This window comes from Gordonia sp. X0973, assembly GCF_013348785.1.
In the GTDB taxonomy this organism is placed as follows: domain Bacteria; phylum Actinomycetota; class Actinomycetes; order Mycobacteriales; family Mycobacteriaceae; genus Gordonia.
On record NZ_CP054691.1, the window covers coordinates 3221058 to 3233173 of the forward strand.

Here is a 12116-nt window from a genome sequence, read left to right on the forward strand (position 1 = left end):
AATCACCCCATGCCCGAAACCGCGCCCGCGCCGCTCTGGACCCCCGATCCCGATCGAATCGCGGGGGCCCGGATCACCGACTTCGCCGCCAAGGCCGGGCGCACCGACGACGACTACGCCGCCCTGTGGGAGTGGTCGGTCACCGAGCCCGGCGAGTTCTGGGCCGCGATCTGGGACTACTTCGACCTCGACTCGGGCAGCGGCGGCTACTCCGAGGTCCTCCCGGATGCGACGATGCCCGGCGCACAGTGGTTCACCGGCGCGGAGGTCAACTTCGGCGGATACCTCCTGTCCCAGGGCGAACCGGATGACGTCGCGGTAGTCGCCACCGACGAATCCGGCTCGTCGACGACCTGGACCCGCGCGCAGTTGCGGGAAGCCGCGGGCGCGCTCGCGGCGACATTGGCCGAGGCCGGCGTCGGTCGCGGCGACGTCGTCGTCGGGTATCTGCCCCACGTCGCCGAGACGATCGTCGCCTTCGCCGCGACCGCCTCTCTCGGCGCCATCTGGTCCTGCGTCGGCCAAGACTATGTCGCCGGCGCCGCGATCGACCGCTTCGGCCAACTCGAACCAAAGGTGTTGATCACCGCCACCGGCTACTCCTTCAACGGCAAGCAGCACGACCGCCGCGGCGACATCGCCAGCCTGCGCGAGGGCCTGCCCACCGTCGGCACGACGATCGTCCTCCCCCGTCTCGGCTTCGACGCCGAGGGCCTGGGCACGCCGTGGGCGCAGGCCGTCGCCCGGCCCGCCGCCTTCGATCCGGTGCCCGTCCCCTTCGACCATCCGCTGTGGGTGCTGTTCAGCTCGGGCACCACCGGCATACCGAAGGGCCTGGTCCACGGGCACGGCGGCATCCTCGTCGAAATGCTGAAGCAACTCGGGCTGCACTGGGACCTCGGGCCCGACGACCGGCTGTTCTGGTACACCTCGCCGAGCTGGATGATGTGGAATGCGCAGATTTCGGCGTTGGCGCTCGGCGCATCGGTCGTCTGCTACGACGGTTCCCCGACCTTCCCGGACGCGGCGGCGATGTGGGATGTCGTCGACCGGCACGGCGCCACCTTCTTCGGCACCAGCCCCGGCTATCTGCTCGCCTGCCAGAGCGCCGGGGTGAGCCCGGCCAGCGGCTCCCGCACCCTCGCGTCACTGCGCTCGATGGGCTCCACCGGATCGCCGTTGTCCCCCGATGTCCACCAGTGGCAGGCCGCCCAGCTGCCCGACATCCCGCTGTGGTCCTTGTCCGGGGGCACCGACGTGTGCAGCGCCTTCATCGCCGGTTCCCCGACCGTACCGGTGTGGCCCGGGGAACTCTCGGTGCGCTGCCTGGGCGCCGACGTGCAAGCCTGGGACCCCGCCGGGAAGCCGGTCCCGGCCGGCGCCGTGGGCGAGCTGGTATTGGCCACGCCGTTGCCGAGCATGCCGGTGAAACTGTGGAACGATCCGGATGGGCAGCGCTACCGCGACGCCTACTTCGAGATGTACCCGCACGCCTGGCGCCAGGGCGACTGGATCACGCTGACCGAGCGCGGCAGCGTCGTCATCCATGGGCGGTCCGACTCGACGCTCAACCGGCACGGCATCCGCATGGGCAGCGCGGACATCTACGCGGCCGTCGACACCGTCGACGGGATCACCGAGTCGCTCGTGATCGGCGCCGAACAGCCCGACGGCTCGTATTGGATGCCTTTGTTCGTGGTGTTGGCGGAGGGGCGCGAACTCGACGACGAGCTGATCGCGACGATCCGCTCCCGTATCCGCGAACGCGCATCGGCCCGCCACGTGCCAGACGAGGTGATCGCCGTCCCCGGCGTCCCGCACACCAAGACCGGCAAGAAGCTCGAGGTGCCGATCAAACGCCTCCTGCAGGGCGCCGAGGTCTCTGCCGTCGTCAATCCGGCCTCCGTCGACGACCCGCAACTCCTGGAGGTCTACGCGCGGTTCGCGGCCGAGCGCAACGGCTAGGCGGTCTCGCCCGGGGTCAGCAGGTCTCCGGCAGTCCGGCCAGGCGGAACAGCTCCGGCTCGAAGAACGCCCCGACATGCGCGACCTTCCCGTCGACGATGGAGATCACGTCGAGTTGGAACGGCCGCCACACGTCGCGCCCCGCGACGGTCGTGCGGAGGTACATCCCCGCTGCGGGGAGCCCGTTGCACGTCGTCGGGATCATCCGGAGGTCGCCGGCCCGCTGTGCCGGGCACTGCGTGCGGGTCAGCGTGCCGATCGCCGCGGCACCGACGTACCAACCGGGGAACGGCGGCATCTCCCAGACCGCCTCGTCGGCCAGCAGGCCGACGACCCCGTCGATGTCGTGGCGCTCGAACGCGGCGCAGAACTCCTCCCATACCGCCCGTTCGTCGGCGGTCAGCTCAGCCGCGCGGCGGCCGTCGGGCACCGCACCGTCGCCCAAGGTCTTGCGCGCGCGGGCGAGCGCGCTGTTCGCCGACGCGACGCTGGTGTCCAGCAGCTCGGCGGTCTCGGCCGCGCTGAACGCCAGCACATCCCGCAGGATGAGGGTGGCACGCTGCCGCGGTGGCAGTTCCTGCATGGCCGCCACCATCGCGAGCCCGACGCTCTCGCTGCGCACCGTGGCCTCCGCCGGATCACCCAGCGCTCGGTCGGGCAACGGCTGCAGCCAGAGGGTTTCGCGGTCGGCGACGACGGGAACACTCGGGTCGCTCGCGTCGGTGCCGAGCCCGGTCGGCAGCGGGCGTCGCGACTGGTTGTCGAGAGCGGTCAGACAGGTGTTGGTCGCAATCTGATAGATCCATGTCCGCACCGACGAGCGGCCCTCGAAGCGATGGAACGCGCGCCACGCCCGCAGGTATACCTCCTGCACCACGTCCTCGGCGTCGGTGGCCGAGCCGAGCATGCGGTAGCAGTGCGCGAGCAGTTCTGCCCGAGACACGGCGGCAGTCAGCTCGTCGAAGGCCGTCTCGTCGGCGGTCACGTCACGCTCCCTGCTGTGCGAACTCCTCCGGCCCCACCTCGACGGCAGCCGGATCCATCCACATGATGCCCCACGCATGGCCGTCGAGGTCCTCGAAGTCGCGACCGTACATGAATCCGTGGTCGTCGGTGCGGCCGTCCTTGGCGCCCAACTCGACCGCGCGGTCGACCAGCGAATCGACCTCCTCGCGGCTGCCCGCGCTCAGGTTGATCAGCACCTCGCTGGACGTCTTCGCGTCGACAATCGTCTTGTCGGTGAAGGTCGAGTAGAACTCGGCGCGCATCAGCATCGAGACGATGTGGTCGCCGAGGACGAGCGCGGCGGCGTTGCCGTCGCAGAACCGGTCGTCGAAGTGATAGCCGAGGGCTTCGAAGAAGGTGCGCGAGCGCTCCAGGTCGGCCACGGGCAGGTTCACGAAGATCATGTCGTGCATCGGTTTCTCCTAGTTCCGCGACACCGCGTTTCGATGCCGTCATAGAGGTAGACCGGTGCCGGCCCCGAAACTGATCGGTCCGGGTGGAATCGATTCACGAAGTAGGCTCATCGTCGTGGATCTGCGCCGCTTCCCCGACGTCGAAGGGCCCGGACTCGTGGCTGTCGACGCCGCGGACCGGCTGATCCTCGACGAGACAGCCGGACTCCTCGCCGATGGCGCGACATTCGCTCGCGACGCGGCCGTCGTGATCGACGACGCCTACGGCGCGCTCACCCTCGGGTCACTCGAGATGCTCGACGGGCCCGGCGCCGTCCACGTTCATCAGGATCTGATCACCGGCGAGCGCGCCCTGGCCGCCAATGCCGCGCGCAACGGGGCAACCGGTTTCCGTTCCCTACCGCTGAGCCCGGATGCCGTCGCCGGCGCGCGACTGGTTCTACTGCGCCTCCCCCGCTCACTGGACCGCCTGGCCGAAGTCTCCGCGCTGATCGCCTCCCACGCCGCACCGGATGTCGTCGTGGTGGCCGGCGGGCGGATCAAGCACATGACTCCGCGGATGAACGACGTGCTGGGCGAGGTGTTCGAGCGCGTCGACGTGAGTCATGCGCGGCAGAAGTCGCGGGTGTTGTTCGCGCGCGGGCCGCGCGCCGCAGCTGCGTCGACCGCATCCGGCATCTGGCCACGTACCGAAGACCACCCCGATCTTGACCTCACCGTGGCGGCCCACGGCGGCGTCTTCGCCGGCACGAATGTCGACATCGGCTCCCGCTTCCTCCTGAAATGCCTCGACGAGGAACCCGCCGCACCCTCCGACGGGACGGTCGTCGACCTCGGCTGCGGCAACGGGTCGCTGGCCGCATGGTTCGCGAAAACCCATCCCGACGCCAGGGTCACCGCCTTCGACCGCTCGGCAACGGCCGTCGGCTCCACGCGCATGACCGCCGAGCGCAGCGGTGTCATCGTCGACGCCAGGCAGGCCGACGGCACGGAAACCCTCGATGCCGAGTCCACTGATCTGGTGCTGCTCAATCCGCCGTTCCACTCCGACGCCGCGCTGTCGACGGGGATCGCCGAGCACCTCTTCGCCGACGCGGCCCGGGTGTTGAAGCCGAGCGGCGAACTGTGGTGCGTCTGGAATTCGCACCTGCGCTACCGCGGCGCGCTGACTCGAATCGTCGGGCCGACGCGTCAGATCGCGCGCAACGCCAAGTTCACCGTGACGGCATCGGCGCGTCCTTGAGCTGATCGCCGCTGGGCTCGACGACGGGCCGGCCGGGCAACCAGACGGCCAGCACGGCTGCAAGCACCGCGAATCCGATCGACCACCAGAAGGCGATGTCGAAGGCGTCGGAGGCGCCGGCAGACCCGGCGGCCACCCGGCTGAGCATCGCCGACTGCAGGATGACCGCCAGCACGGCTGTACCGAAGGATCCACCGAGCTGCTGCGCGGTTCGGGTGATGATGCTCGAGTGCGGGATGTCGGTGGCGGCCAGCCCCTGGTAGGAGGCGACCATCAGCGGCATGATGATGCCGCCGAGGCCGAAGCCGCGCACCACCAGCACCGCCATAAGGAACCACTTGTCGGTCGTGGCGGTACTCAGGGCGAACGGGATGGTCGCGAGCCCGACGATGAGGAAGCCGCAGAACGCGACCGGGCGCGCGCCGATGGTGTCCGACAGCCGCCCGGCTATCGTCCGGCTGAACAGCATCCCGATGCCCTGCGGGATCATGAACAACCCGGCCCCCAGCGCGTCCATCCCGCGCAGCTGCTGCAGATAGAGCGGCAGCAGCAACATGATGCCGTAGGCGGCGACGCCGGACAGGAACAGCAGCGCCGACGCCGAGGCGACGGAACGAACACCCAGGAGCCGGACGTCGACGAGGGCGCGGTCGCCCCGGCGCAACGCGTAACCGGCGAAGCTGAGCAGGAGTAGCACGCCGATCGCAATGAGCGGCCAGGCGTCGTGCGCGGCGAATCCGTCGTGCCCGGCGGAATTGGAGAGTCCGACGAGGATCAGCACGAGAGCGGGCAAGAGGAGAATCACGCCGACGATGTCGAGGCGGGGAGCGCGGCCGGTCGGACGGTCGGTGGGCAACCACCGCCACGCCAGGAGCAGCGACGCCACACAGAACGGGACGTTGACCCAGAACAGCCACGGCCAGTCCAGCCAATGCAGGATCGCCCCGCCGACGGCCGGTCCCAGGATCGGGCCGAGCATCGCGGGCAGGCCCACCGTCGCGGCGAGCCGTCCGAGGTTCCGGCCACCCGCGCGCTGCATCAGCAGCGTCTGCATGAGTGGCATCATGATTCCGCCGCCGATGCCCTGCACCACGCGGAACGCGATCAAACTCGACGCGTTCCAGGCGAGGCTGCACAGCACCGAGCCGATCAGGAACAACGCCACCGCGAGAATCCACGACCGCTTCCCGCCGAGTCGTTGCTGCAGCCAGCCGGTCAGCGGGACGGTCGCGGCGAGGGCGAGGACATACCCGGTGGTGACCCATTGGATGGTCGAGACCGGCGACTTCAATTCGGTCGACAACGAATGCAGCGCGATGCTCATGATCGTCGTGTCGAAGACGACGGCGAGTACGCCGACGATGAAGACCGCGATCATCTTGTAGTCGTCGCGGCTCAACGATTCGGCCGGTGATTCGACCTGCTTGGCGTCTGTCATGTGCCCACTCCCGGTTTGTCCGCTTTAGATACACCCGCGTATCCAATTGACAGTAGGCCCCGATGTTAAGATACGCAAGTGAGTCTTAGTAGCCGGCCCGGTCGGGCTCGGGCGTCGGGAACGCCGCGGACCCGCCGTCGCGGCGAAGAACTCGACGAGGCGCTGCTCGAGGCCGCGTGGGAGGAACTCGAGGAGCGCGGCGTCGCTGCCTTCACCTACGACGCGGTCGCCAAACGCGCGCACACCAGCCGGCCGGTCCTCTACCGCCGCTGGGCGACGCGCGAAGATCTGATCATCGCGGCGATCGCCCACCACTTCGACAACTCACCGGTCGCGATCCCCGATACCGGCACGCTTCGCGGGGACCTCTTCGCCTTCCTGCGCGACCTCGGTCAGCGGCGCGGGGCGATGGCGGCACCGATGGCGGTACAACTCGGCGCGCTCTACGAATCCGGCATCACCATGGCCAAGGCCCGCGAGCGGATGATCCGGTCGCACCCGGCCGTCGACGCGTTGATCCTCGAGCGGGCCGACGCTCGCGGCGAGCTCGACCTCGCGAAGATCCCGCCAGCGGTCCGCTCACTTCCGCTGGACCTGTGGCGCCACCACATGCTGATGACACTCGATTCCTCCGACGAGGAGTACATCCGCGCCATCGTCGACGACATCTTCCTGCCGCTCGTCGCGCACTATTCGCGCGCACGGTGATCGGCGCGGCGAGTGCCCAGTCGGCGGGGTTGAGGTGCCCAGTCGGCGGGGTTGGGGTTGCCCACTCGCGGTCACTCGACCCAGCGCCCGGCGCTCAGCGCGGGAGGATGCCGTCGAGGACGACGCTGAGGTACTGGTCGGCGATCTCGTCGACCGACTTCGTGCCACCCGGCCGGTACCAGCGGACCGCGACCCACACCGTGTCGCGCAGGAACCGGTACACCAGCTCGACGTCGAGGTCGGTGCGGAACTCACCGTCGGCCACCCCGCGTCGCAACACCGACTCCCACAGCTCGCGGAACTCGACGTTGCGCTCGTTGATGTAGGCGAACCGGTCCTGGCCGGCGAGGTGACGCGCCTCGTTCTGGTAGATGGCGACCGCGGTGTGCCGCGCGTCGATTGCTTCGAAGGAGGCGACCACCAGCCGGCGAAGGGTCTCGGCGGCCGACAACCCGGCGGCCGTGATCTCGCGGTAGCGGGCGAACAGGTCGTCGAGGAAGCCGCGCAGCAGCTCGTCGACCATCGACTCCTTCGAGTCGAAGTGGTGGTACAGGCTCCCGGACAAGATCCCCGCGGTGTCGGCGATGTCGCGCACCGTCGTCGAACGAAGGCCACGTTCGGCGAAGAGTCCGCCGGCGATGCCGAGCAGTTCCTCGCGTCGGGTCGCCCCCGACGTCCCGTCGGTCTTCGCCGCCACCGCACCTCCTATAGCCGGTCGCATCACCCTAGCAAGTGCTTGGTTGATATGGTCGGTCGACAAGGTCCCCGGGGGAAGGAATCACATGCGCAATCGTCGGATCGTCATCATTCTCGCCGCAGTCGCGGCACTCTTCGGACTGCTCGCCGCACCGGCACCGACTCCGGCCGATGCGGCCGGTCCGCCGTCGGTCCGCGTCTGCGCACGCATCGGCGGCGATCCCTACGTCGGCCCGATGACCGTGGACAACGGCAACTTCTGGGACTTCGCCGCGCATCGCACCTTGAACTCCTCACCGCGCGGCTGCATGGTCTTCGGCCGCCTGCTGCCGCACCGCAACTACCGCATCGTCGTCGACCGGATCTTCTCCAGCTGCAACAGCGGCACCCGGGCGGACGGCACGACCTACCGCTGGGGCAGCGAGGGGCACGAGGTCGGCGCGAGCCGGTGGACCCTGACCAAGCGGACCGGGCAGACCGACCTCGGCACCTTCCGCGTGCGCCGCGTTTACAACGCCTGCAGCTAAGACCTCACAAAAACGTCCGAATCCCGGGGGTCGGAGGGCAAATGCCCCTCTGACCCCCGGGATTCGGACGTTTTCGCCTCAGCCGGCCTTCGCGGATGTGATCGTCGGAGGCTCGCCACGGCGGGTGGAGAGCGCAGTCGCGGGGGCACCCTTCGCGGCGGCGCGGCTGATCATCGGCAGCAGCCACAGGAAGCTGCCCAAGTCGGCGGCGACCGTCGACATGAGCCGGTTGTGGACGAATCCGACGGAGAGTCCCGTCGAGGGATCGGCCCAACCGAAGCAGCCGCTGTAGCCGACGTGGCCGAACCCGTTCGCGACGGGGATCGGCGCGCGGTGGAACCCGTGGTTCCACGACATCGGCAGACCCAACGCGCGGTCCCGCCGCCACCGGAACGGACCGTCGAAGGAGGCGACCGTCGATTCGGAGAGGAAGCGCACCCCGTCGAGGGTGCCGTCGGTCGCCAACGGCGCGTAGATGCGGGCCATGGCCCGTGCCGAGGCGACACCGTTGGCCGCGGGCATCTGCGCATCGTGGATCGCCGGATTCTGAGCCTTGAACAGCTGGGCGCTGCCGGGTCCGACATGCACCCCGCCCGCCATCGCACCGGCCGGCCCGGGCAGCCTGGCCAGCCCGGACAGCACCGAGTCGCGCAGGCCCGCGTTGCCGATGCGGAACGGGTCAACGATCTCCGAGAGCTCCAGCTCGCCGTCGCGCGGTGCGCCCAGGGACAGTTCGCCGACGCCCAGCGGCTCGGCCAATTCCTGCGCCCACAGCTCGCGCATCGACTTGCCCGTCACCGCCCCGGCCAGTCCCGCCATGAGCCAGCCGAAGGTCAGCGCGTGGTAGGCCGGCGCACCGAAGTGGCGGTCCGGACTGGCGGCGGCCAGTCTGGCCTGCATGAGGTCGTGGTCGAGCAGGTCGTCGACACCGTCGACCAGCCGCCGCAGCTGCGACAGCCCGCCGCGGTGCAACAGCAGCTTGCGCACGGTGATGTCGCTGCCGCTGAACTCGGGCCAATAGGTGCGGACGGGCTCGTCGTAGTCGATCAGCCCGCGATCGGCCAACCGGTGTACGACGATTGCCGACAACCCCTTCGACGCGGAGTAGAGCATCGCTCCCGTCGAGGGCGTCCACGCCTGCTCCCCGGCCCGATCACGGGTACCGCACCAGATGTCGACGACCGGGCGGCCGTTCTCGTAGACGCACAGCGCACCGCCGCCGTTGAGACGCCCGTCGAGTAGCCTTCCGAAGTTCTTCCGAACCCCGTCGAACCGGGCGTCCGACGTCCCGTGAACCGCCACTTAACGCTTCGCGTTCTTGCGGACCGACCCCCGGAGGAAACGGCGGAACATCGCCATCTGACGCTCGGTCAGCTTGCGATCGCGGTCGGTGAACGGGGAGGAGACCAGCTCGGCGAACTTGATCGGCATGGTCGACACCGTCACCGCACGGGCGTGGCTGAAGGTCTCGAACCCGAACCGGCCGTGGTAATTGCCCATCCCGGACCGGCCGACGCCGCCGAACGGCAGGCCGTGCGAGAGCAGGTGCAACGCGAAATCGTTGCCGCTGATCGACCCGCTGCGGGTGTGATCGGCCACGCGGGCCAGGTTCGCATTGTCGTCGCCGACCCAGTACAGGGTCAGCGGGTGGCCCGCAGCGTTGATCTTGTCGATCGCCTCGCCGAGTTCGCGATACGGGTAGACGGTGAGGACCGGGCCGAAGACCTCGTCCTCCTCGATCTTCATGCCGGCCTTGACCCCGGTGAGCAGCGTGGGCGGAATCTTGCGCGCCGCCGCGTCGGGCAATGCGTCCCCCGCCGGGATGACCTGCCGCTTGGTGGCACCAAGTTCCACCGCGTCGTCGATCAGCCCGACGATGCGGTTGAAGTTCTTCTCGTTGATGGTGGAGGTGTACTCGGTGTTCCCGACGACGGTCGGGAAGTTGGTCGTCCACCGCTGCACGACCTTGTCGGTGAACTCGCCGACCTTGTCCTCGGGGACGAAGACGTAGTCGGGGCACAGGCAGACCTGGCCGCCGTTGATCATCCGAGCGTCGGCCAGGAAATTGGCCGCCTTGTCGATGTCGGCGCCGACGTCGACGATGGCCGGGTTCTTCCCGCCCAGTTCCAGGGTCACCGGGACGAGGTTCTTCCCCGCCTCAACGGCCACCGACGCGCCCACCTCGGGCGAGCCGGTGAAGAACATGTGGTCGACCTTCAGCTTCGCGAAATCCGACCCGCCGCCGTGCTTCGACGTGATGACGGCCAGCTCTTCGATGGAGAAGTAGTCCGGCGCATGCTTGGCGATGACCTCGGTGGTGCGCGCGGTGACCGACGACGGGCGCATCAGCACGCGGTTACCGGCGGCGAAGGCCGAACCGGCAGGCACGACGGTCAGCTGCAGCGGGAAGTTCCACGGGCCCATGATCCCGACGACGCCGAGCGGGTCGTGGCGCAGCCGCTGCTTGTAGCCGAGCAACCCTTGCAGCTTCGCGACATTGGTCTCGGCCATCCACTTGGTCAGACTGCGCCGCTGGTGGGTGAGGTCGATCATGCAGCCGGCGATGTCGGTGGCGATGGACAGTTCGCGCGGACGCGTCCCGAAGTCCTCGTTGAGGGCGTCGCAGATCTCGTCGGCATTGTCGAGCAGCAGCGCCTGCAGACGATTGATGCGGTCGATGCGGGTCTTCGCATCGGGGATGCCGTCGCGCAGGAATGCCGCGCGCTGGATCTCCAGCAACTCCTCCATGGTGTGCGTCTCGGAAGAGATCTTGTCGCCGGTGCGTACACCGACCTCGGCTGGCTTGGTCATATCGGGATCTCCAATGGCGAATCTGATTGGGACAAAGTCGTTGATTCATCTCAAAGACTACCCCGACGGTGGTCGGGATCACAGTGCGACCGTCCTCGCGACGCCGATCGGGCCGAGGGCGGCCCGGGAGATCAGCCGAGGCGCTCGATGACGGTCACGTTGGCGGTGCCGCCGCCCTCGCACATCGTCTGCAGCCCGTAGCGGCCGCCGGTGCGCTCCAGTTCGTTGAGCAGCGTCGCGAACAGCTTCGCCCCGGTCGCGCCGAGCGGGTGGCCCAGCGCGATGCCGCCGCCGTTGCGGTTGACGCGTTCCGGGTCGGCGCCGGTCTCCTTGAGCCACGCCAGGACGACGGGGGCAAAGGCCTCGTTGATCTCGACGACGTCGATGTCGTCGATGCCCAGCCCGGTCTTCTCCAGCGCGTACTTGGTGGCCGGGATCGGTGCCGAGAGCATCATCACCGGGTCGTCGCCGCGCACCGACAGGTGGTGGATCCGGGCGCGCGGGGTGAGGCCGTATTCCTTGAGCGCCTTCTCCGAGACGACCAGCGTCGCCGACGCCCCGTCGCAGATCTGCGACGCGACGGCCGCGGTGAGGTCGGAGCCGGGCGCGAGCACGTCGAGCGAGGCCATCTTCTCCAGCGACGTCTCCCGCGGGCATTCGTCGACGACGCAGTCGCCCAGCGGCACGTTCTCGTTGTCGAACCGCCCGGCGGCGATGGCGGCGCGCGCACGCTCGTGGCTCTGCAGCGCCCACTCCTCCATGTCCCGGCGGGAGATGTCCCAGCGCTTGGCCATCATGTCCGCGCCGACGAATTGGCTGATCTCCGCGTCGCCGAAGCGCTTGTGCCAGCCGACCGATTCGGCGGTCGGGGTGGTGAAGCCGAGCTCCTGGCCGGCGATCATCGCCTGGCTGATCGGGATGGCGCTCATGTTCTGCACCCCGCCGGCGAGGACCACGTCCTGGGTGCCGCTCATCACGCCTTGTGCCGCGAAGTGGATGGCCTGCTGACTCGATCCGCACTGCCGGTCGACGGTGGTCCCGGGCACGCCGAGGGGCATCCCCGCGGTCAGCCAGGCGGTGCGCGCGATGTTGCCGGCCTGCGGGCCGATCGTGTCGACACAGCCGAAGACGACGTCGTCGACGACGTTCGGGTCGATGCCGGTGCGCTCGACGATCGCCGAGATCACGTGCGCACCGAGATCGGCGGGGTGGACCTTGGCCAACGATCCGTTGCGCTTGCCGACCGGCGTGCGAATCGCGTCGACGATGTAGGCCTGGGGGGTGCTCATGGGTACTCCTTGGGGGGCGCC

At 68.9% G+C, this 12116-nt stretch carries 11 protein-coding genes; 4 read left to right on the forward strand and 7 right to left on the reverse strand.

Going from position 1 to position 12116, the window contains the following annotated elements; genetic code table 11:
• Window positions 1-9: 9 nt before the first annotated feature.
• The gene (locus HUN08_RS15915; RefSeq protein ID WP_124247007.1) at window positions 10-1965 is read left to right on the forward strand and encodes an acetoacetate--CoA ligase; all 1956 of its coding nucleotides are present in this window, start codon (window positions 10-12) and stop codon (window positions 1963-1965) included.
• A 16-nt stretch (window positions 1966-1981) separates the two neighbouring features.
• On the opposite strand, the gene HUN08_RS15920 is transcribed toward HUN08_RS15915, so the two are convergent.
• On the reverse strand, window positions 1982-2950 hold the full coding sequence (locus tag HUN08_RS15920) for a sigma-70 family RNA polymerase sigma factor (protein ID WP_301546765.1): 969 nt from the start codon (window positions 2948-2950) through the stop codon (window positions 1982-1984).
• A 1-nt stretch (window position 2951) separates the two neighbouring features.
• Window positions 2952-3383: a VOC family protein gene (locus tag HUN08_RS15925; RefSeq protein WP_124247005.1), complete on the reverse strand. Its 432-nt coding sequence runs from the start codon at window positions 3381-3383 to the stop codon at window positions 2952-2954.
• 115 nt (window positions 3384-3498) lie between these two features.
• On the opposite strand from HUN08_RS15925, the gene HUN08_RS15930 reads away from it, so the two are divergent.
• Window positions 3499-4626 carry a class I SAM-dependent methyltransferase gene (locus tag HUN08_RS15930; protein WP_124247004.1) on the forward strand — a complete coding sequence of 376 codons (1128 nt, stop codon included), beginning with the start codon at window positions 3499-3501 and terminating at the stop codon, window positions 4624-4626.
• On the opposite strand, the gene HUN08_RS15935 is transcribed toward HUN08_RS15930, so the two are convergent.
• Window positions 4598-6064 (reverse strand): MDR family MFS transporter, encoded by a 1467-nt coding sequence (locus HUN08_RS15935; RefSeq protein WP_165353469.1) that lies wholly within the window; start codon window positions 6062-6064, stop codon window positions 4598-4600. The genes HUN08_RS15930 and HUN08_RS15935 overlap by 29 nt on opposite strands.
• 78 nt (window positions 6065-6142) lie before the next feature.
• Here HUN08_RS15935 and HUN08_RS15940 point away from each other — a divergent pair, with 78 nt between their 5' ends.
• Window positions 6143-6772 carry a TetR/AcrR family transcriptional regulator gene (locus HUN08_RS15940; RefSeq protein WP_124247003.1) on the forward strand — a complete coding sequence of 210 codons (630 nt, stop codon included), beginning with the start codon at window positions 6143-6145 and terminating at the stop codon, window positions 6770-6772.
• A 94-nt stretch (window positions 6773-6866) separates the two neighbouring features.
• Here HUN08_RS15940 and HUN08_RS15945 read toward each other — a convergent pair whose 3' ends face one another.
• Complete coding sequence (locus tag HUN08_RS15945; protein WP_124247002.1) at window positions 6867-7469, reverse strand: TetR family transcriptional regulator; 603 nt, start codon at window positions 7467-7469, stop codon at window positions 6867-6869.
• A gap of 85 nt (window positions 7470-7554) precedes the next feature.
• Here HUN08_RS15945 and HUN08_RS15950 point away from each other — a divergent pair, with 85 nt between their 5' ends.
• Complete coding sequence (locus HUN08_RS15950) at window positions 7555-7995, forward strand: hypothetical protein (protein ID WP_124247001.1); 441 nt, start codon at window positions 7555-7557, stop codon at window positions 7993-7995.
• A 78-nt stretch (window positions 7996-8073) separates the two neighbouring features.
• On the opposite strand, the gene HUN08_RS15955 is transcribed toward HUN08_RS15950, so the two are convergent.
• The 3 genes from HUN08_RS15955 to HUN08_RS15965 form a co-directional block, all read right to left on the reverse strand.
• Window positions 8074-9297 carry a serine hydrolase domain-containing protein gene (locus tag HUN08_RS15955; RefSeq protein ID WP_124247000.1) on the reverse strand — a complete coding sequence of 408 codons (1224 nt, stop codon included), beginning with the start codon at window positions 9295-9297 and terminating at the stop codon, window positions 8074-8076.
• Window positions 9298-10806, reverse strand: a complete 1509-nt coding sequence (locus tag HUN08_RS15960) for an aldehyde dehydrogenase family protein (RefSeq protein WP_124246999.1) — start codon at window positions 10804-10806, stop codon at window positions 9298-9300.
• 131 nt (window positions 10807-10937) lie between these two features.
• Window positions 10938-12095, reverse strand: coding sequence for an acetyl-CoA C-acetyltransferase (locus HUN08_RS15965; RefSeq protein WP_124246998.1), 1158 nt, complete (start codon window positions 12093-12095; stop codon window positions 10938-10940).
• Window positions 12096-12116: the final 21 nt, after the last annotated feature.

Excerpts from the sequence above, each read along its gene's own strand:
- HUN08_RS15925 (WP_124247005.1), bottom strand. The coding sequence starts at position 3,383 with ATGCACGACATGATCTTCGTGAACCTGCCCGTGGCCGACCTGGAGCGC.
- HUN08_RS15915 (WP_124247007.1), top strand. The coding sequence starts at position 10 with ATGCCCGAAACCGCGCCCGCGCCGCTCTGGACCCCCGATCCCGATCGA.
- HUN08_RS15960 (WP_124246999.1), bottom strand. The coding sequence starts at position 10,806 with ATGACCAAGCCAGCCGAGGTCGGTGTACGCACCGGCGACAAGATCTCT.
- HUN08_RS15950 (WP_124247001.1), top strand. The coding sequence starts at position 7,555 with ATGCGCAATCGTCGGATCGTCATCATTCTCGCCGCAGTCGCGGCACTC.
- HUN08_RS15965 (WP_124246998.1), bottom strand. The coding sequence starts at position 12,095 with ATGAGCACCCCCCAGGCCTACATCGTCGACGCGATTCGCACGCCGGTC.
- HUN08_RS15935 (WP_165353469.1), bottom strand. The coding sequence starts at position 6,064 with ATGACAGACGCCAAGCAGGTCGAATCACCGGCCGAATCGTTGAGCCGC.